The organism is Actinokineospora xionganensis, assembly GCF_014323725.1.
GTDB classification, from domain to species: domain Bacteria; phylum Actinomycetota; class Actinomycetes; order Mycobacteriales; family Pseudonocardiaceae; genus Actinokineospora; species Actinokineospora xionganensis.
In genome coordinates, this window is sequence record NZ_JABVED010000005.1 from 255,037 (window position 1) to 273,653 (window position 18,617).

The 18,617-nt window shown below is 68.3% G+C and carries 22 protein-coding genes; 14 read left to right on the forward strand and 8 right to left on the reverse strand.

What is annotated here, in order from left to right:
• The first annotated feature begins 56 nt into the window (after positions 1-56).
• The 6 genes from GPZ80_RS11620 to GPZ80_RS32665 all read left to right on the forward strand — a co-directional run bounded on the left by GPZ80_RS11620 (position 57) and on the right by GPZ80_RS32665 (position 3,195).
• Complete coding sequence (locus GPZ80_RS11620) at positions 57-812, forward strand: DUF5753 domain-containing protein (RefSeq protein ID WP_187220314.1); 756 nt, start codon at positions 57-59, stop codon at positions 810-812.
• Between the two features lie 99 nt (positions 813-911).
• A complete protein-coding gene (locus tag GPZ80_RS11625; RefSeq protein WP_187220315.1) occupies positions 912-1,151 on the forward strand; it encodes a DUF397 domain-containing protein in 240 nt (79 codons plus the stop codon).
• A gap of 38 nt (positions 1,152-1,189) precedes the next feature.
• Entirely contained in the window at positions 1,190-1,528 is a 339-nt protein-coding gene (locus GPZ80_RS11630; RefSeq protein WP_187220316.1) for a hypothetical protein, read from the forward strand.
• Positions 1,525-1,878 carry a DUF3817 domain-containing protein gene (locus tag GPZ80_RS11635; RefSeq protein ID WP_187220317.1) on the forward strand — a complete coding sequence of 118 codons (354 nt, stop codon included), beginning with the start codon at positions 1,525-1,527 and terminating at the stop codon, positions 1,876-1,878. The genes GPZ80_RS11630 and GPZ80_RS11635 overlap by 4 nt, the downstream gene beginning before the upstream one ends.
• A gap of 75 nt (positions 1,879-1,953) precedes the next feature.
• Positions 1,954-2,298, forward strand: coding sequence for a hypothetical protein (locus tag GPZ80_RS32660; protein WP_246476978.1), 345 nt, complete (start codon positions 1,954-1,956; stop codon positions 2,296-2,298).
• A gap of 60 nt (positions 2,299-2,358) precedes the next feature.
• Positions 2,359-3,195: a hypothetical protein gene (locus tag GPZ80_RS32665; RefSeq protein ID WP_246476979.1), complete on the forward strand. Its 837-nt coding sequence runs from the start codon at positions 2,359-2,361 to the stop codon at positions 3,193-3,195.
• A 36-nt stretch (positions 3,196-3,231) separates the two neighbouring features.
• On the opposite strand, the gene GPZ80_RS11645 is transcribed toward GPZ80_RS32665, so the two are convergent.
• From GPZ80_RS11645 to GPZ80_RS11665, 5 genes are all read right to left on the reverse strand, one after another.
• Positions 3,232-4,086: a spermidine synthase gene (locus tag GPZ80_RS11645; protein ID WP_187220318.1), complete on the reverse strand. Its 855-nt coding sequence runs from the start codon at positions 4,084-4,086 to the stop codon at positions 3,232-3,234.
• On the reverse strand, positions 4,083-4,484 hold the full coding sequence (gene speD, locus GPZ80_RS11650; protein WP_187220319.1) for an adenosylmethionine decarboxylase: 402 nt from the start codon (positions 4,482-4,484) through the stop codon (positions 4,083-4,085). Before speD ends, GPZ80_RS11645 begins: the two co-directional genes overlap by 4 nt.
• A 24-nt stretch (positions 4,485-4,508) precedes the next feature.
• Positions 4,509-5,678 (reverse strand): type III PLP-dependent enzyme, encoded by a 1,170-nt coding sequence (locus GPZ80_RS11655; protein WP_312880263.1) that lies wholly within the window; start codon positions 5,676-5,678, stop codon positions 4,509-4,511.
• Positions 5,679-5,788: 110 nt separating this feature from the next.
• Positions 5,789-7,375: a monocarboxylic acid transporter gene (locus GPZ80_RS11660; RefSeq protein ID WP_187220321.1), complete on the reverse strand. Its 1,587-nt coding sequence runs from the start codon at positions 7,373-7,375 to the stop codon at positions 5,789-5,791.
• The gene (locus GPZ80_RS11665) at positions 7,372-7,779 is read right to left on the reverse strand and encodes a DUF485 domain-containing protein (RefSeq protein WP_187220322.1); all 408 of its coding nucleotides are present in this window, start codon (positions 7,777-7,779) and stop codon (positions 7,372-7,374) included. The genes GPZ80_RS11660 and GPZ80_RS11665 overlap by 4 nt, the downstream gene beginning before the upstream one ends.
• A 514-nt stretch (positions 7,780-8,293) precedes the next feature.
• Between GPZ80_RS11665 and GPZ80_RS11670 the strand changes: the two genes are divergently transcribed.
• The 5 genes from GPZ80_RS11670 to GPZ80_RS11690 all read left to right on the forward strand — a co-directional run bounded on the left by GPZ80_RS11670 (position 8,294) and on the right by GPZ80_RS11690 (position 13,507).
• On the forward strand, positions 8,294-8,473 hold the full coding sequence (locus tag GPZ80_RS11670; protein WP_187220323.1) for a hypothetical protein: 180 nt from the start codon (positions 8,294-8,296) through the stop codon (positions 8,471-8,473).
• A 138-nt stretch (positions 8,474-8,611) separates the two neighbouring features.
• Entirely contained in the window at positions 8,612-11,887 is a 3,276-nt protein-coding gene (locus tag GPZ80_RS11675) for a sensor histidine kinase (protein WP_187220324.1), read from the forward strand.
• Between the two features lie 28 nt (positions 11,888-11,915).
• Positions 11,916-12,356 (forward strand): roadblock/LC7 domain-containing protein, encoded by a 441-nt coding sequence (locus GPZ80_RS11680; RefSeq protein ID WP_187220325.1) that lies wholly within the window; start codon positions 11,916-11,918, stop codon positions 12,354-12,356.
• 7 nt (positions 12,357-12,363) lie between these two features.
• Positions 12,364-12,924 (forward strand): DUF742 domain-containing protein, encoded by a 561-nt coding sequence (locus GPZ80_RS11685; protein WP_187220326.1) that lies wholly within the window; start codon positions 12,364-12,366, stop codon positions 12,922-12,924.
• Positions 12,905-13,507, forward strand: a complete 603-nt coding sequence (locus GPZ80_RS11690; protein ID WP_187220327.1) for a GTP-binding protein — start codon at positions 12,905-12,907, stop codon at positions 13,505-13,507. Before GPZ80_RS11685 ends, GPZ80_RS11690 begins: the two co-directional genes overlap by 20 nt.
• Positions 13,508-13,510: 3 nt before the next feature.
• Here GPZ80_RS11690 and GPZ80_RS11695 read toward each other — a convergent pair whose 3' ends face one another.
• Entirely contained in the window at positions 13,511-14,377 is an 867-nt protein-coding gene (locus GPZ80_RS11695; protein WP_187220328.1) for a phosphatidylinositol-specific phospholipase C, read from the reverse strand.
• Between the two features lie 65 nt (positions 14,378-14,442).
• Positions 14,443-14,865 (reverse strand): hypothetical protein, encoded by a 423-nt coding sequence (locus GPZ80_RS11700; RefSeq protein WP_187220329.1) that lies wholly within the window; start codon positions 14,863-14,865, stop codon positions 14,443-14,445.
• A gap of 175 nt (positions 14,866-15,040) precedes the next feature.
• Between GPZ80_RS11700 and GPZ80_RS11705 the strand changes: the two genes are divergently transcribed.
• Positions 15,041-15,445 (forward strand): Imm32 family immunity protein, encoded by a 405-nt coding sequence (locus tag GPZ80_RS11705; RefSeq protein WP_187220330.1) that lies wholly within the window; start codon positions 15,041-15,043, stop codon positions 15,443-15,445.
• A gap of 3 nt (positions 15,446-15,448) precedes the next feature.
• On the opposite strand, the gene GPZ80_RS11710 is transcribed toward GPZ80_RS11705, so the two are convergent.
• Complete coding sequence (locus tag GPZ80_RS11710) at positions 15,449-16,081, reverse strand: TetR/AcrR family transcriptional regulator (RefSeq protein ID WP_187220331.1); 633 nt, start codon at positions 16,079-16,081, stop codon at positions 15,449-15,451.
• Positions 16,082-16,180: 99 nt separating this feature from the next.
• Between GPZ80_RS11710 and GPZ80_RS11715 the strand changes: the two genes are divergently transcribed.
• Both GPZ80_RS11715 and GPZ80_RS11720 read left to right on the forward strand, forming a co-directional pair.
• Positions 16,181-17,332 (forward strand): acyl-CoA dehydrogenase family protein, encoded by a 1,152-nt coding sequence (locus GPZ80_RS11715; RefSeq protein ID WP_187220332.1) that lies wholly within the window; start codon positions 16,181-16,183, stop codon positions 17,330-17,332.
• Positions 17,333-17,363: 31 nt separating this feature from the next.
• Positions 17,364-18,533, forward strand: a complete 1,170-nt coding sequence (locus GPZ80_RS11720) for an acyl-CoA dehydrogenase family protein (RefSeq protein WP_187220333.1) — start codon at positions 17,364-17,366, stop codon at positions 18,531-18,533.
• Positions 18,534-18,617: the final 84 nt, after the last annotated feature.

Below are 18,617 nucleotides of genomic sequence, written 5' to 3' on the forward strand. Positions count from 1 at the left end.
TTGTGCACTGCGCACCCGGATCATTGGGTGATCGCTCGCACACGGGAGGTAGTCGGGTGTCACCGAAGTCGATTCCGCCGTTCCGTCGCAGGAGATTGGGTCGGCGGATCCGGGAGCTGCGGGAGGGTGCTCGGATGACGCTGGAGGTGGCGGCCAAGGCGTTGGATATGAATCGGTTCACGTTGGCGCGGCTGGAGTCGGGCGCGAACAAGATGGATGTTCATCTCGCCAGGTCGATGATGGATGTCTACGACTGCTATGACAGTGAGCTGTTGGACGAGGTGCGCAAGGCCGTGCCGCCGGGATGGTGGACGCAGTACGGGATCCGGGATCGCGGATACATCGACATGGAGACCGAGGCCTCCCATGTTCGCGAGTTCAGCGTGATCAACGTGCCGGGCTTGCTCCAGACCGAGGAATACACGCGATCGTTGCTCGCGGCGGGCCCGGCGGCTTGGACTGATGAGCAACTTGCCAACCACGTGCGGGCGCGGCGGGTTCGGCAGCGGCGCTTGGTGGATGTGGACTTCCCGCTCCACTACCAGGCGGTGATCGACGAAGCGGTTCTTCACCGGCAGGTGGGTGGGCGGGCCCTGATGGCCGCGCAGTGCGCGCACATCGTGGCACGTGCCCAACTCCCGACCGTGGATCTGCGAGTGGTGCCGTTCGGGGCAGGCGCGCACGTCGGGATGGATGGGGCGTTCATCGTGCTGGGCTTCCCCGAAGGGGAGGATCACGACATCGCCTACATCGCCTATCCAACGGGGCTGCGCATATCGAGCGGGTCAGTGAAGTCGCCGAAGCTAGGATGATGTTCGCCCGCCTGCGCTCACAGGCGCTCCCATCTGAGGAATCGATGCTCCTCATCGAGCGGGTGGGGAGTGGCTACCAGTCCGGCTGAGAGGCGAACCATGACCGCGGACTTCTCTGATGTGACGTGGCGGAAGAGCACCCGAAGTGGGCAGGGCGGCAATGACGCCTGTGTGGAGATCGCCTGGCGGAAGAGCAGCTTCAGCGGTGGCGGCGGCAACGATGACTGTGTCGAGGTGGCGGTCCAGCCCGAGTTGGTCGGTGTCCGCGATTCCAAGAACTCCGAAGGCCCCCATCTCACCTTTCCCACGACCGCCTGGAGTGCCTTCCTCCCCAGGTGACGGCCCTCACTCAGGTACCGAGGTTTACCATCGGCACCGTGGGCGACACATCCAACTACTCACGCAGGCTCCTCGTCATCGGGGTCAGCGTGCTCTCTCTCGTCGCCTGCCTGAGTCTCGCCTGGTGGCAGTGGCAACGCTTCGAGTCGGCGAATGGGACGTTCCAGAACCTCGGCTACGTCCTGCAGTGGCCGCTCTTCGGCCTCGCCCCCGCCTACATGTTCTGGCGGATGCGCAAACTCCGCGACCGCGAAGCCGCCCATCCCGCGCCACCACCGCCCCCGAGGCCCAAGCTCATCCCCGATGACGACGGCGACGACGAACTCGTCGCCTACAACCGCTATCTCGCCGCACTGAACGACCAGGAGAACCGATGAGCATGACCGACGAGGAGAACCCGGCCCAGGCCGTCGCGGCGAAGGGGATCCGCGGGGCGCTCGCCCGGTTTCGGGTGCTCGCCTACATCGTCGGTGTCGGGCTGCTCGCGCTGGTCGTGGCCATGCTGGTCAAGTACGTGGGCGACAACGCCGGCCCGATGGCCGTCGTCGGCCCGGCCCACGGCTTCCTCTACGCCGTCTACCTGCTCTTCGCCTTCGACCTCGCGCTCAAGGCCCGCTGGTCGGTCAAGGGCACCCTGATGGTCCTGGTCGCGGGCATGATCCCGTTCCTCTCCTTCGTCGTCGAGCGCAAGGTGACGCACAAGGTGAGGGCTGGCGAGAAGCTCTGACTCACCCGAACGGACGCTGTATCCGCCGTCCATCTGGCGTCTCCTTTATGACGGGGAGACGCGGAGGTGAGCCCGGTGGAAATCAACTCCGTCTCGTTGGTGCTCGCCGCGATCGTCGGCTTGGGGCTGCTGCTCTACGCGCTGTCCAAGCGGCAGGAGAAGGCTGAACCGACCCTCCCGCGGACCCTGTTGCCCAAGTTCCGGGTCGTGACGCTCGGCCTGCAGGGCTCCGGCAAGACGCTCCTGCTGACCAGCATGTACCGCCGCCTGCAGACGCCGGCGGGCGGGGGTTCTACCTGCGCGCGCCCTACGACCAGCTCATCGAGCTCAACCGCTGGTACCAGCAGGTCGCCAGCTCCGCCGACGACTGGCCTCGGGGCACCCGCCGCGGCGAGATGCGGGAGTTCGAGTTCAGCGTGATGGCGCCGACCCACGACGGCGCCGAGCCCGTGTTCACCCTGGGCTATCTCGAATACCCCGGTGAGCTCCTCACCGACCCCGACGCCCCCGGGCTCCACCGCGCAGGCCCGGCTGATCGAGTCCATCGCCCAAGCCGACGCTCTCATCGGGATCATCGACGGACTGCGGGTGCTGCAAGCCCACCAGGGCGATCAGCGAGGCATGCTGCTCCTGCAGGCATCACTCGACGCGATGATCAACGCGATGCTGGGCGCCCGCACACCCATCGCCTTCGTCATCACCAAGTGGGACCTGCTCGACGGGCTCCACCCCGACGAGAACACCCGGTTGGAGATGGTGCGCGAACTGCTCATGGGCGTCGACGGATTCCGCGACCTGGTCACGATCCAAAGCACGCGACGGATCGTGCGCCTGCTGCCGGTGAGCGCCGTCGGCCACGATTTCGCTGTGCTGCAAGGAAACGAGGTGCACAAGCGGCCACAAGGGCACTACCGGCCCGACGGTCGACGAGGAGGGCTTCCGGGTGGAGCGCTCCGCCCAGTTCGACCCGCCCGCACGAGCCGCGTCGCCCGTCTCGGAGCGGCCGACGGCGCACCCGGAGGAGCTCGCCTACGCGGCGTCCCGGCCGCTGCCGCCACCGCCGTCGCGCTCGGGAACCCGCACGCTGATCGCGGGGGCGGTCGGCGTGGCGGTGGTGGCGGGGATCGCCGTGGTCCTCTCGGTCTCCGGCTCGGACCCGCCGCCTCCGCCGCCTCCACGGTGTCCCGTCACCACGACCCCGTACCCGGGAGCCACCACTTCACCCGCACGGCCAACCGTGCCCACGCCAATCCTCACCTGCGTCCCCTGACGCCCGCGAGTCCCCAACTCCCGACACCAAGTTCTCACTTCAACTGAGAACTCGTCGTCGGGAAGTGGGGACTCGCGGGTGGGTCAGAGGGCCTTGCGGACCAGGTACGGCGGGATCGTGCAGCCGCGCAGGGCGTCCGCGTCGATCGTCTCCGGGCGATACGGCAGGGTCGCCAGCCGCTCGATCATCCGCTCGGTGGTGTTCGCGTCCTCATCGGCGATGCCGAACAGGAACGCCCACTCGTGCTCGTCGGACCCGTAGTAGACCGTGGTGCCGAAGATGTCGCCGAAGCGCTTCATCGACCGGATCAGGGTCTCGTTGCGCCACATCGTCGGGCAGCCCGCCTGGCACACCACGACACCGCCGTCGGCCAGCACGGCCCGGCAGCGGGTGAGGAACTCCTCCTCGTAGAGGCGGTTGTGCTGGGCGAACTCGGCGCGCTCGTCGGGCAGGTCGACCAGGACGATGTCGTACTTCGCGCCCTCGGCCTCCGCCTGGGCCAGGAACTCCCAGCCGTCGGCGTAGTGCACCCGCACCGGGCCCTCGCCCTTGACCGCCGCCGAGAGCTCCTCGGTGGTGTAGCCGTAGGGCAGGTGCTCGGCGCACAGCTCGACGGCCCGCCGGTCGATGTCGACGTGGTCGACGACCGACGCGCCCGCCGCCACCGAGATCTGGCTGACGACGCCCTCGCTCGACCCGACGACGAGCACGCGCTCGATCTTGCGGGCCAGCAGCAGGGCGGGCACCAGCAGCGCCTCGTGGTAGGTCAGCTGGCTGAACTCGGTGCTCTGCCGGTCGTTGTCGCAGAACAGGCTGACGCCCTGGTGGGTCTTGCCGATCACCAGGTGCTGGAAGTCGGTGTCGGTCTCGACCAGGACCTCGGGCATCTCCCAGACCCGGGTCATGCCTTCGGCGAGGGGTTCAACGATGGTGCTCATCGGGCGGGCTCCGCGGGAATCGGGTTTCCCCGGTGGATGGTGTTGATCCGGGCCTCGAGCGCGCCCAGGCGGTCGCGCAGCAGGGCCACGGCGAGTTCGGGGTCGGCGGTCTCCCCGCAGGTGAAGATGTCGACGAACATCGACCCGATCTCCGGGTAGGTGTGGATCGACGCGTGGGACTCCGACAGCAGCGCCAGGACGGTCACGCCCTGGGGCTCGAACTGCTTGGACACGACGTCGCAGATCGTCGCGCCTGCCTTGCTCAGCGACTCCTCGAGTGCCTGTTGCAGGAAGCTCAGATCGTCGAGCAACAACGGATCGACGCCATCGAACTCGGCGAGCACGTGTCGGCCTGCGAAATAGCCGACGCCCAGTTCGGGCGCAGGGTCGTACGACATCTGTCTAACCTCCTGCGGGGGTGATCAGCCGACGAACAGCGTCGGCAGAGGCGGAAATCCGTTGAATGACACCGACGAGTAGCTCGCCGTATAGGCACCCGCGTCGAGGATGTCGACGTGGTCGCCCGCGCGTAATGCCAGCGGGAGACTGTAACTGGTGTGCTGATAGATGACGTCATCGCCGTCACAGGTCGGCCCGGCGATGATCACCGGACCGTCTGGTGTCGCCGGATGCGGTGTGAGCAGCCGATATGCGATGTATTCGTTCTCGGTTTCCGCCAGTCCCGAGTAGCGGCCGATGTCGAGGTACACCCAACGATGGGTGTCTGTGTCGGACTTTCGTGAGACCAACACCACTTCGCTTCTGATCACACCGGCCGTCGCCACCACGGCGCGACCCGGTTCGATCAGCAGTTCCGGCGCGGTGTCGAAGTGCTCGGCGACGCCCGCGCGGATCGCGGCGGCGTGCACTTCGAGCGGGGGAGCGGGGGTGGCGTAGCCGGTGGGGAAGCCGCCGCCGATATTGAGAGAGCGGGTCGGCACCCCGCACTCGTCGAGCGCGCGCGCGATCCGGGCCGCCTCGGCGATGCCGGACACCCACGCCGCCGGGTCCGTGTGCTGCGAGCCGACGTGGAAGCAGGCGCCGTCCACCGCGAGCCCCAGATCCGCGGCGCGGGCCAGCAGCCGGATCGCCATGTCCGGGGCACAGCCGAACTTGCGGCCGAACGGAGTACCCGACTGCGGGGCGTCGACGATGAACCGGCACGACACCCGGGAGCCGGGGGCGAGCACGGCCAGGTTCTCCAGGTCGCCCTCGGAGTCGAAGGTGAACCGCCGGACGCCCAGGCCGTAGGCGTAGGCGATGTCGGCGGCCTTCTTGATCGGGTTGCCGTAGGACAGCGACTCCGGCGCCGCGCCCTGCGTCAGGCACAGGTCGATCTCGCCGGTGCTCGCCACGTCGAAGCTCGACCCCTCGGCCACCAGCGCCCGGACCACTTCGGGCGCCGGATTGGCCTTGACCGCGTAGAAGACCGCTGCCTCGGGCAGCGCGACCCGCAGCGCCCGGTAGTTGGCGCGGACCACGTCGAGGTCGATCAGCAGGCACGGCGTCGTCGGCGCGTGATCATCGAGATACGCGCGTAGCCGGGTGGGGGTGTCCGGCGCCGACAGGGGAACGTCAAGCACGGCGTGCACTGTAATACCTGGACTACCTGGTAATCGACGACCTGGCCATGCCCGTGCCCGGGATGGTGGCCGTACCATCCCGGGCACGTCGAACCCGGAGACCGCTGGTGGCCGGGCGACTACCGCCCGATGCCGGTCAGCGACCGGACCTCCATCTCCTTCTGCTTGGGCACGTCGGCCTGCTCTTTGCTCAGCACGGTGCCGAAGAAGCCGCACAGGAACGACACGGGAATCGAGACGATGCCCGGGTTGGTGAGCGGGAACAGGTGGAAGTCGACGCCGGAGATGATCGACGTCGGCGCCCCGGACACCACGGGGGAGAAGAACACCAGCAGCAGGCACGAGCCCAGGCCACCGTACATCGCCCACAGGGTCCCGTTGGTGTTGAACCGCTTCCAGAACAGCGAGTACAGCAGCGTCGAGAGGTTGGCCGACGCGGCGAACGCGAACGCGAGCGCCACCAGGAATGCGACGTTCTGCCCGTTGGCGAGGATGCCGCCGACGATGGCGAGCACGCCGATCACCACGGCGGTCAGCCGGGCGACCTTGATCTCGGCGACCGGGTCCGCCTTGCCCTTGCGGAAGATGTTGTTGAACACGTCGTGGGCGAACGAGGCCGACGCGGTGATCGTGAGACCGGCGACGACGGCGAGGATGGTCGCGAACGCCACCGCCGCGACGATGCCGAGCAGCACCGTGCCGCCGATCTCGAAGGCCAGCAGCGGCGCCGCCGCGTTCTCCCGGCCGGTGGCCGAGAGGATCCGCTCGGAACCGACGAGCGCTGAGGCGCCGTAGCCGATGATCAGTGTGGCGCCGTAGAACACGGTCATCGCGCCGACCGCCCACACCACCGACCGGCGGGCCTCGGTCGCGTTGGGCACGGTGTAGAACCGCATCAGCACGTGCGGCAGGCCCGCGGCGCCGAGGACCAGCGCCAGGGCCAGGGAGATGAAGTCGAGGGTGGCGGTCGGCGTACGGCCGTACTGTGCGCCGGGGTCGATCACCCGGGTCCCGTTGGAGTTGTTGGCGGCGGCCTGGTCGAGCAGCGCGGTGATGCTGAAACCGAACTTGCCCAACAGGAACACGGTCATCAGCACGACCGTGAGGATCAGCAGCGTGGCCTTGATGATCTGCACCCAGGTGGTGCCCTTCATCCCGCCGACGAGCACGTAGAAGACCATGATCAGTCCGACCACCGCGATGACGAGCGCCTGCCCGCCCTTGCCCTGCACGTTGAGCAGCAGCGCGACGACCGCGCCCGCACCCGCCATCTGGGCGAGCATGTAGAACAGCGAGATCACCAGCGTGGAGGTCGCCGCGGCCGCGCGCACCGGGCGCTGGCGCATCCGGAAGGCGATGACGTCGCCCATGGTGAACCGGCCGGTGTTGCGGACCAGTTCGGCGATCAGCAGGAGGTTGACCAGCCACGCCACCAGGAAGCCGATGGAGTAGAGGAAGCCGTCGTAGCCGTTGATGGCGATGGCGCCCGCGATCCCCAGGAACGACGCGGCGGACAGGAAGTCGCCGGACAGGGCGATGCCGTTCTGCGGGCCGGTGAAGCGTCCGCTCGCGGCGTAGTAGTCCGCTGTGGAGCTGTTGCGGGTGCTGACCTTGTAGACGACGTAGAGGGTGATCAGGACGAAGGCGGCGAAGACGATGGTGTTGAGGACCGGGTCGCCCACCTGGCTCGCGGCGAGGTTCGTCATCGGGCGTCGACCCCCGCCCGCACACGGATCCGCTCGACCTCGGGGTCGATCCGGGTTCGGGCCCACCGCACGTACCAGGCGGTGATGCCGATCGTGGAGACGAACTGGAGCAGGCCGAACACCAGGGCGATGTTGACCGAGCCGAACAGCCGGATGCTCATGAAGTCCTTGGCGTAGGCGGCAAGCAGGACATAGGCGAGGTACCAGACGAAGAACAGCGCGGTCATCGGGAAGACGAACCGGCGGAACCGGGAGCGCAACTCGGTGAACTCCGCGCTCGCGTGGATCGCGGCGTAGTCGGGACCGGCGGGCGGTCGGGGCTGACCGGCCGGGGTGGTGATACCGCCGAATGTCGCGGCGCGCTGACCGCGTGCGCGCACAGGGGGCGGGACGACCTCGGTCATTGCATTCCTCCGTCACTGCTGTGGCAGGCGAGTGGCAAGCGTCGGGTGACTCGCGTGGGATGACTCGCGTCGGTGAATGGTCGGTCCTTCGGCGGCGCCACCGATATCGCGCCGAATGGTCGCGTGCCCGTCGCCGCATTGCGGGAACCGGGCCGCGCCATACTAACCACGACTAGCGCGATCGTCTAATGATCGGTGCTATTTCGGGGTGCGGATCACGGAACGATAGCGGCGGCAATTGGATACGGCCGGATCTCGTACTTCACACGACCCGGTGAACCGGATGATCACGCCCCGTGTTCATCGTGGCTCACGGCAGGGTGACGGTCACCGATCGTGGAGTGATCACGGGCCGAAGTGGAGGTCAGGACGCTGGTCGGGGCAGAGTAGTTGCAGGTAGAAGCAAAGAGAGGTGTGGCGGCGAAGATCGCTGGGCCGCCCGGGAGTCAATGTAACCCGATCGAGCGATTAAGGTTCCAAATACCACTCGATGTGTGACTAAATGCTGTCGTGAGTGCCGCGCGTGCCGGTCGTTAAAGCCCTGTTTCAGGTGTTTATGCAGGTCAGTCCGGTCGCATCGGAAAAGGTTGATGATCGCCTGAACGACGGTACGCTGTGCTCTCAAGTTCTCGCCGAAGTCGCCGATGTCCGGGGAGAGACGACGCGACGCCATTCGGTTGACGCGGTTCGGTGAGTTGTCCCCAGTGGATGTGGTGACCTGCATGTGGTTCCCCGTTGTGCCCTGTGCTGTCCGGGATTCGTGGTGGAAGGAGAACGGCGCGGTGAGGCTGTTATTCCCACGGCGACCAGAGTCCGTCGCGGAGGAGTGCGAGTGACCGAGATCGTGTCCAATCCCGACTCCCCACCTGGGGTGAGGCGTTCGCGCTCCACCCCCGGCCGGTCGGTGCTCCGCCAGTGGCGTGACTGGAGAATCCCGGTCAAGCTCGCCGCGGTCACCCTGGTCCCGGCCGTGTTCGCGATCGTGCTCGGCGCCCTGCAGATCGGTTCGCAGATCGACCGCGCGGACACATACCGGCAGATCGACCGGCTCGTCACGGTCAACGACACCCTCCACAAGACCGTCACCTGGCTGCAGCGCGAGCGCACCAAGGCCTCGGTCCTGCTGACCTCGGGTTCGCGTGAGATCGCCTTCGAGGTGCTCACCGAGCAGCGGCAGGCCGACAGCGCCCGCGACGAACTGATCAAGGCGGCCGCGGGCCTGTCCTACGCCAGCGAGACCACCGGCGCCCGCTACGCCGATGTCCTCACCCGCTTCGGCGAACTCGACGTCCTGCGCGGCCGGGTCGGCGCCAGGGAGATCGACGGCCCCACCGCGCTCGACGGCTACACCCTGGTGATCCGCTCGCTGATCGCCTTCGACCGCGCCGCGGCCGAGGAGGTCGCCGACCCGGCCCTGTCGGGCACGGCAGGCGCCCTGCACGACCTCGAGGCGGCGAAGGAAGAGGTGTACTACCAACAGGGTCTGGTCGGTGTCGGCCTCGCCCGCGGCGGCCTCACCGGGCAGGAGATCGACGCCCTGCGCGCCTCCGAGGCCCGCCTCGGCGACCGCACCGCCGACTTCCGCGCCCTGGCCGACCCGGCGCAGCAGGCCGAGTACGACCGGACGCTGACCGAGGCCGACCTCACCTCCCGCGCCAACCTGGTCCAACTCGTCATGGGCGGGCGCCCGGGCGCGGCCCCGCCGATCGGCGGGCAGGACTGGAACACCGCGAGCGATCTGGTCTCCGGCAAGCTCAGCGATGTCAGCGCCACCCTCGGCACGCAGATCAGGAACGGGTCCGCCGAACTGCAGGACTCGGCGAGCGACGCGGCGGGCATCGCCTCCGTCGTGCTGATCCTCGCCCTGGTGCTCGCCGCCGCGATCATGTTCGTCATCGGCAGGCAGCTGCTGGGCTCGCTCAGCGCCCTGCGGCGCGGTGCCCTCGACATCGCCGAGCGCGGGCTTCCGGCCGCGGTGGCGCGGATCCGCGACGGCAAGGACCCGGTGGTGCCGACCGTCGAGCCGGTCGCCGTGGCCACCGCCGACGAGGTCGGCCAGGTCGCCCGGGCGTTCGACGCCGTGCACCAGGAGGCCCTTCGGCTCGCGACCGAGCAGGCGGGAATGCGCGCCAACTACGCGGGCGTGTTCGTCAACCTCGCGCGCCGCAGCCAGGGGCTCGTGCAGCGCCAGCTCCAGCTCCTCGAACGGCTCGAACGCGACGAGGAGGACGCCGACCAGCTCGCCACGCTGTTCCAGCTCGACCACCTCGCCACCCGGATGCGGCGCAACAACGAGAACCTGATGGTCCTCTCGGGCAGCGTCGCCGGTGAGCACCAGGCCCGCCGGGCCCAGCAGCCGGTGAGCCTGTCCGACCTGCTGCGCGCGGCGGTCTCGGAAGTCGAGCAGTACCAGCGGGTCGTCATCACCTCGCCCCCGACGGTGCTGGTCGTCGGCTACGCCGTGGGCGACCTGGTCCGGCTCACCGCCGAGCTGCTCGACAACGCCGCCGCCTTCTCCGCGCCCGCCACCCAGGTCGTGATCTCCAGTCACCACACCGAAGGCGGCGCCGTCCGCATCGAGGTGTGCGACCGCGGCATCGGCATGAAGCCAGACGAAATGGCCGAGGCCAACGGAAGGCTCGCCGAGGACGGCGTCGTCGACGCCACCACGTCCCGCCGGATGGGCCTGTTCGTGGTGGGCAGGCTCGCCGCCCGCCACGGCGTCAACGTGCGGCTGCGGCCGGGGACGCCGTCCGGCCTGCGGGCCACGGTCGTGGTGCCTGCGGAGCTGGTGACGTCCAATGTGGTCGCACTGCCCTCCTCGCCCGCCACCCAGGTTCTCCCGCCCGCGGACAACGCCCACGGCAATGGATCCGGAGGCACCGGCCAAGAGGGCGGCGGGCAGCCGGGGAACGGACCCAGGTCCAACGGCTCTGCGGTCAACGGCTCGCGGGTCAACGGCTCGACCGTGAACGGGTCCTCGGTAAACGGGACCAATGGGTCGAAAGTCAACGGCACCAACGGTTCGGGTGGCAACGCGACCGCGAACGGACTGCCGCGGCGGTCGATCCGCAGCGGCGTCGACGCGCTGAGTGCGCTCACCCGGGGCGACGGCGCGCAGCTGCCCGAGCAGTTCCCCGTGCCGCGCGACGCGGTCGACACCATGGATCCGCTGCCCGAGCCGCCCGCGGCCGAGCAGGCGGCCTGGCCGAGCCACCCGGTCCCCACCGGCCTGGCCGAGGACGCCCCGGCGGAAGCCCTGTTCGACCCGGTCGTGCCGGTCGAGGACGCAAAGGCCGCTGAGGCCAAGGAGAACACCGCCCCGCCCGCCCCGGTGGCTCCGAGCCTGCCGGAATCCGCCGCGGAGACCACCGGCTGGTGGGACACCACGGTCATCTACGAGCGCGCTCCCGGCGCCCCGGTCGACCGCGGCATCCAGGAGACCACGCCGATCTTCGACGAGATGGTCTCGGCCTGGTTCCGCGCCGTCACCGACGACCCGAACTCCACCGCCGCCGACGTCGCCATGCCGCAGGCCTGGGACTTCGCCGCCGACCAGGGTTTCCAGGCCGCGCAAGCGGTTTCGCGGGCCGAGCCGGAGGACTACACCCGCTCCGGACTGCCCCGGCGGACCCCTCGGCGCAACCTCGTGCCGGGCAGCGCCGAGCCCAAGGCCACCACCGCCCCGCCGGTCGCCGAACGCGACGCGGAGGACCTGCGGACCCGGTTGTCGAACTACCAGCGCGGCGTCCACCGGGCCCGCGGCGCCCACCACACCGGGCCCGCGCACGGCCGGCCGGAGATCCAGCCCGGCCTGGACCTGCGGGGCGCGCAGTGGCGTTTCGCCGCGGACTCCGGCTGGGCCGCGGCCGAACAGGTCACCACGTCCACTTCGGACACCACAACCGACGGCAGCCTCCCGCGGCGCACGCCGCGCGAACGGCTGCTGCCCGGCAGTCTCGACCCGGCGCCCGGCCCGCAGGTGCGCGTCGAGCGCGACGCCGACGCGCTGCGCGACCGGCTCGGCAGTTTGCAGCGCGGCGTCGGCCGCGGTCGCGAAAGTCTTGCCCGCCAAGCAGGAGAACAGGATCACGGGTCGGATGTCTGAGCCCGGACCTTCCCATGAATGGAGCACGATGACGTCCACGCAGTCCAAGCCAAGCCAATTCGGCTGGTTGGTCAATGACTTCGCGGAACGAGTCACCGGGGTGGCGCACGCCGTGGTGGTCTCGGCCGACGGGTTGCTGCTGACCTCGTCCGCCCGGCTGCCGGTCGACCGCGCCGACCAGTTGGCGGCCGTCGCGTCCGGGCTGATCAGCCTGACCTCCGGCGCCGCACGGTGTTTCGACGCGGGCGAGGTCAAGGAAACCGTGGTCGAGATGGAGCGCGGAATCATGCTCCTCATGGCCATCGGCGACGGCTCTTGTCTGGCCGTGCTCGCCGCACCGACCTGTGATATCGGGCAGGTCGCCTACGAGATGACCCTTCTGGTCGACCGCGTCGGCCAGATCCTGACCCCGGAACTGCGCGCGGCCCTCCAAGGCGCTGCCGGGAGGATGGTGGGGCAGCCCGCATGACCGAGACATGACCAGTCAGTGGGGCGAACCCGCTCCGGAAATGACCATCGCCGACCTGATGAACGGACTCTCGCTCGGCGGGGGCCGCAAGAAGCACCGCAAGCCCGAACTGGAAGAACCGCCTCCACCAGCGGAATCGGTGGCGGACAACGGAGACGTGGAACCGGAGTGGCCCCTGGGCGAGTCCGGGGTGGCCGATCATGCTCCGGTCGAGCCGCTCCCCGTCGAAGACGCCGCCATGGTTCGCCCGTATGCCTGGACCCGCGGGCGCACCCGGTCCACGTTCGAACTGCGTGTGGAGACCATGGTGTCCACAAGCGGCCGGGCCGCGGACGCCAACGCGTTCGCGGAGTCCGAACACCGCGCCATCGGGGCGCTGTGCAAGGAACCGCGGTCGGTCGCAGAGGTGGCCACCCTGTTCGGCGCGCCGCTCGGCGTCGCGAAAGTCCTGCTGGGCGACATGGCCCAGCTCGGTTTGGTCACGGTGCACAAGACCGCAACCGGTGGTGCCAACAAGGCCCACCTGGTGTTGATGGAAAGGGTACTGAGTGGACTCCGTCGGCTATGAGGACTCGGCGGCCCCCACGCTGACCTCGGTCAAGATCGTGGTGGCTGGTGGTTTCGGCGCGGGAAAGACGACGTTCGTCGGCTCCGTCTCGGAGATCATGCCCCTCACCACCGAAGCGGTGATGACCAGCGCGAGCGTGGGCATCGACGATCTCGCGGCAACCCCGAACAAGTCCACGACCACGGTCGCGATGGACTTCGGCCGTGTCTCACTGGACTCGGATTTGATCCTGTACCTGTTCGGAACCCCCGGGCAGCAACGGTTCTGGTTCATGTGGGACGACCTCGTCCGCGGCGCGATCGGAGCGGTCGTGCTGGCCGACACCCGTCGGCTGGCGGACTGCTTCTCGCCGATCGACTTCTTCGAGGAGCGCAACCTGCCGTACGTCATCGGCCTGAACTGCTTCGACGGCGTGCTGGGACACGACCTGGAGGAGGTCCGCGACGCCCTGGCCATCGGCCCGGAAGTCCCGATCGTGACCTGCGACGCCCGTGACCGACAGTCGACGAAGCAGACCTTGATCACGATGGTCGAGTACTCGATGCGCCGCTGGGTCGCCCTGCACGGCGCCGGGGTCGGCTGAGGGTCAGAAGTTGAGCCGGTAGATCTGACTGGCCTTCGCGGCGGTCATGAAGTCCATCGGCACCACCCCGACCAACTGCCGGTTCAGCGCGCCCAGATACCCGCTCACCTTGGGCGCGATCGCGTTGGCCGCGTCCCGGGGCCACAGGGCCCAGCCCCAGGACGAGGTGAAGGTGATGAACAGGTTGCTCGAGTTGGCTGTCCGGGCGGCGTCGAGGTGTCGCCGCACGCCAGGCCACTTGCGGGAGTAGAGGTCGAAGATGGTGGGGATGTCGTAGTCGTCGGCGATGTCGAGCCCGCCCCAGCCGATGCCGGGCACGCCGCCGTTGTCGGAGATGACGACGACCCTGCCGCGGCTCTGGCCGAGGGTCGGGATGTGCGCGTCGGTCTTCATCAGGGTGGGCCACCGACGCTGGTAGTCAGCGAACACGGCGCCGAACGCGGCATCGGAGTCGCTTGAGTACTCCTGCTTGACGCGCATGAGGATGGTCTCGCTCGGATGCGAGGAGAGGAAAGCGGCGCACTGGTTGACGACATCGCCGAACATGAGATTTTGGTAGTACGCGCCATGATGCATCGCGAACGACCCGCTGATGAGCCGACAGCGGGCGTCGAGGAACCGCACCCCGACTTGGAGCTGCTCGGCGACCGTGAGGTCCTGATTCGCGACCGCGGGCCCACCGACCCTGGTCGCTGAGCCATGAGTGCCCGGCATGCTGATGCGCGAGAGCAGGGTGCTGTCGGGCAGACCGCCCATCCAGTCGGATGAGGCGGCGGAGGCCGTGGCGGTGCTGAGCGAAACGCCCGCGGTGACAAGTCCTGCCCCGACGACTGCTCGGCCGAAGGTCCTTCGGGAGATCAACGCGTCCATGGCCCACTCCATCCCGGTTGTGAATGGAGTTCACATTAGCGGTGGATCTTGAGTCTGGGACCCCGTCAGCTGTCGTGGCCCGCTCGGCTTTGCGCCTGGGCCAACTCCTTCATGAGTCGCTCGACCGCCATCCTGCATACGGTCGGGCCTGCCCAGTATTGCTTGACGACGTTCTCGGGTGTGACGTCCGGGTCGTCGGGGAATCGGACGGGTGTCGGCACGGTCGACCCGTCTCGGAGCACGATGAGCACTTCCTCGCTGAAGTGGATCGGGTCGGTGTGAAGGATCCTGAATTTGTGGATCGACTCCCAAAGGAAGGTTCGGGAGCTGAAGAACTCCTGCGTTCGCACCCCGAGTCCGCTGACATAGATGCCGCGTTTGAACATCCGACAGGAGAACGTGGTCCACAGCACTGTGAATGCGACAACGGCGAGCATGGCCAGGCGAGATGGGCCGTCGATCACAACGCGAACCGTTGTGTAGATCATGAAGGCCGTGAGAACCGCGCCGAACACCGCAAACGCGCCTGCTATCTCGGCGTTCGCGGACCGTGGCGCGACCCGTCGTCACTGAGGCATGTGTTCCCCCTTGCGCCCAGACCGACGTTGGCCCGTCCTGATCAAATTATGGGTGCGATCACCGTCAAAGCGGAAGCATCCGGCCATGCGGATAGCTGATCTGGAAATTCGGTGTTCGCCCTCGATCGGCGGCGAAGTGGACATCGCTGCCGGTCGCGTGGGTCTGCGGGATCTGGCGGACGCCATCGAGAACGGCATCGCATCGATCCGCACGCCGTGGAACGGGGATCCCGCGCCATACGCGCGAGTGCTCCGCGAGGTTGTCGTGCGGGTGGACCCGGGAACCAAGGTCAGCTTCGAGGTCGCCGAGTGGGGCGACGCGCTGTGGGTCAGCGGGGACAGGGGGGCGCTGGACGCTTTGGCCGAGGACATCCGGGGCATGGCGGAGGAGGCTGGAGCGGCCGCGCACGCGCACCTCGATTACCACCCTGACCATTGGTACCTGGCGGACGGCTCGATTTCGGTCGTTCGCAACATCGTCGAGGGGTGATGGTCAGCGGTCGGCCAAGCGGGTCCGCATCGCGCTGAGGCCGTCGAGGAAGGCGTCCAAGGCCATCTCGAAGCTGTCGGCGTCGATCTCGTCCGCGTGGTCGCGCAGTCGGTGTGCCTGGTCCAGGTGCGGATACCGGTCCACATACACCTGCACGTCGTCCTCGAACCCGCGGGAGAACGAGCTCATCGCCGCCCCCAACACCAGGTACTTCGTCGACGCCCCGATCATCGTGGCGTACCGCGGCGGCCAGCCTGCTCGGACCAGGCCGCCATGGACCGCGTCGGCCCGGGCCAGTGAGGTCTCGCGGCGGGCCGGGCCGGTGGCCAGCACCGGGACCATGTTCGGGTGGGCCGCCAGCGCCGCCCGGTAGGAGCGGGCCCAGGTGCGCACCCCGGCCGCCCAGTCCGTTCCGGCGAAGTCGCTGACGTCCACTGTGGACATGAGTTCGTCCGCGATATCGTGCAGCAGTTCGTCTTTCGTGCGGTAATGGCTGTACAGCGACGGTGCCTGCACACCCAGTTCGCCTGCCAGTTTCCGCATCGACAGGCCGGTCAGGCCCTCGGCGTCGACCATCGCCAAAGCGCGCTCGCGGATACGGGCGCGGCTCAGGAGCGGGGTGCTCGGCCGTGGCACGTGTGTCTCCCAGGTCACTGCCGGCAGTGGTTGCCGGGACGGTTCGGCGATCCTATCCTGGCTAAACCTAACACCGTACGGTTTACGAACGGGAGTGTCATGGACCTCGCTCTCACCGATGAGCAGCAGGCGCTGTGGGATCTGGCGCGCGACTTCATCGACAAGGAGGTCGTGCCGAACGCCGCCGAGTGGGACCGCCGCGAGCAGGTCGACCGGGCGATCGTGGGCAAGCTCGGCGCCATCGGGTTCCTGGGCATGACCATCCCCGAGGAGTACGGCGGCTCCGGCGGCGACCACCTGTCGTACTGCCTGATGATGGAGGAACTCGGCCGCGGCGACTCGGCGATCCGGGGGATCGTCTCCGTCTCGCTCGGCCTGGTCGGCAAGTCCATCGCCGGCTACGGCACCGAGGAGCAGAAGCGGCACTGGCTGCCCCGGCTCAGCTCCGGTGAGTCCCTGGCCTGCTTCGGCCTCACCGAGCCCGACACCGGATCGGACGCGGGCAGTCTCGCCACGAAGGCGGTTCGCGACGGCGACGATTACGTCATCACCGGCTCGAAGATGTTCATCACCAACGGCACCTGGGCCGACGTCTCCTTGATCTTCGCGCGCACCGGCGGCCCCGGGCCGAAGGGGATCAGCGCGTTCCTGGTGCCGACCGACTCGGCGGGCTTCACCCACCGCGAGATCAAGGGCAAGCTCGGCCTGCGTGGCCAGTCCACAGGTGAGCTTGTGCTGGACGGCGTGCGCGTGCCGGAGTCGGCGCGGCTCGGTGACGAAGGTGTCGGGTTCAAGATCGCGATGTCCGCGCTGGACAAGGGCCGCATGTCGGTCGCCGCGGGCTGCGTCGGCCTGGCGAAGGGCGCGCTCGACGCCAGCGTGAAGTACTCGCTGGAGCGCACCCAGTTCGGCAAGCCGATCGCCGGATACCAACTGGTGCAGGAGATGCTGGCCGACATGGCGGTCGCCACCGACGCCGCCCGGCTGCTCGTCTGGCGGGTCGCGGACCTCATCGAGCGCGGCAAGCCGTTCGGCACCGAGGCGTCCATGGCGAAGCTGTTCGCCAGTGAGAACGCGGTGTCCGCGGCCAATCTGGCGATCCAGGTGTTCGGCGGCTACGGCTACCTCGACGAGTACCCGGTCGCCAAGTTCCTGCGCGACGCCCGCGTCATGACGCTTTACGAGGGCACCAGCCAGATCCAGAAGTTGCTCATCGGTCGCGCCCTGACCGGCGTCAATGCATTCAGCTGAGTCTTCGTCTACGTGTTCAAGGGAGCAGGGCATGGATTTCTCGCTGAGCGACGAGGAACGCGAAGTCCGGGAGTGGGTGCGCACGTTCGTCCGCAAGGAGATCATGCCCCTGGAGCCCGAGGTGCTGCGCCGCGAGCGGGCCAACCAGCCCGGGCTGCCCGCGGATGAGCTGAAAGCCTTGCAGCTCAAGGCGAAGGAGTCCGGCTTCTGGGGTGTGCAGACGCCTCAGGAGTACGGCGGCATGGGCCTGAGCGCGGTGATGATGGCGCTGATCGAGGCCGAGCTGGGCCGCTCGTTCGTCCAGTTCCGCTTCGGCGGCTACGCCGACAACATCCTGTTCCATGCCAACGACGAGCAGAAGCAGCGCTACCTGCTGCCGACGATCGCGGGCGAGCGCAAGTCCTGCTTCGCGATCACCGAGCCGGGCGCGGGGTCCGACGCCAAGGCGATCCGCACGTCGGCGAGGCAGGACGGCACCGACTGGGTCATCAACGGCGAGAAGACCTTCATCACCGGAGGCAACGAAGCCGACTTCACGATGGTGTTCGCGGTGACAGACAAGGAGAAAGGTGCCAACGGCGGCGTCACCTGCTTCCTGGTCGACCGTGACGCGGGCTGGCGTTCGGAGCCCATCGACACGATGGGGGAGTGGGGACCGGCGGCGCTGGTCTTCGAGGACGTCCGCGTCCCGCAGGAGAACATCCTCGGCGAGGTCGGCAAGGGTTTCGAGCTGGCCATGCAGTGGATCGGCCGCGGCCGCTACGCCCTGCCCGCCCGCGCGCTCGGCGCGTGTGAGCGGCTGGTCGGGATGGCCATCGAGCAGGCGAACACCCGGGTCACCTTCGGGCAGCCCATCGCGGAGTACCAGGCGATCCAATGGATGATCGCCGACTCGGCGGTGGAGATCGAGGCGCTGCGGTGGCTGGTGCTGCACGCGGCGTGGGTGGTCGACCAGGGGCGGGATTCCCGTCAGGCGCAGTCGATCGCGAAGCTGTACGGCGGTGTCAAGGCCAACGAGATCGTCGACCGGGTCCTGCAGATCCACGGCGGCATGGGCTACACCCGGGAACTTCCGGTCGAGCGCTGGTACCGGGAGCTGCGGCTGCTGCGCATCTATGAGGGAACGGACGAGATCCAGCGCCGCACCATCGCCCGTAACCTGCTCAAAGGACACGCGAGCGTGTCCGGCACACTCGGATAGAACCGATCCACCAACACAGTGTCCTGCGCCGGAAATCCGACATCTTTCTCGGCGGCCCAGCTTCCCGCTGACCGCACGGACGAA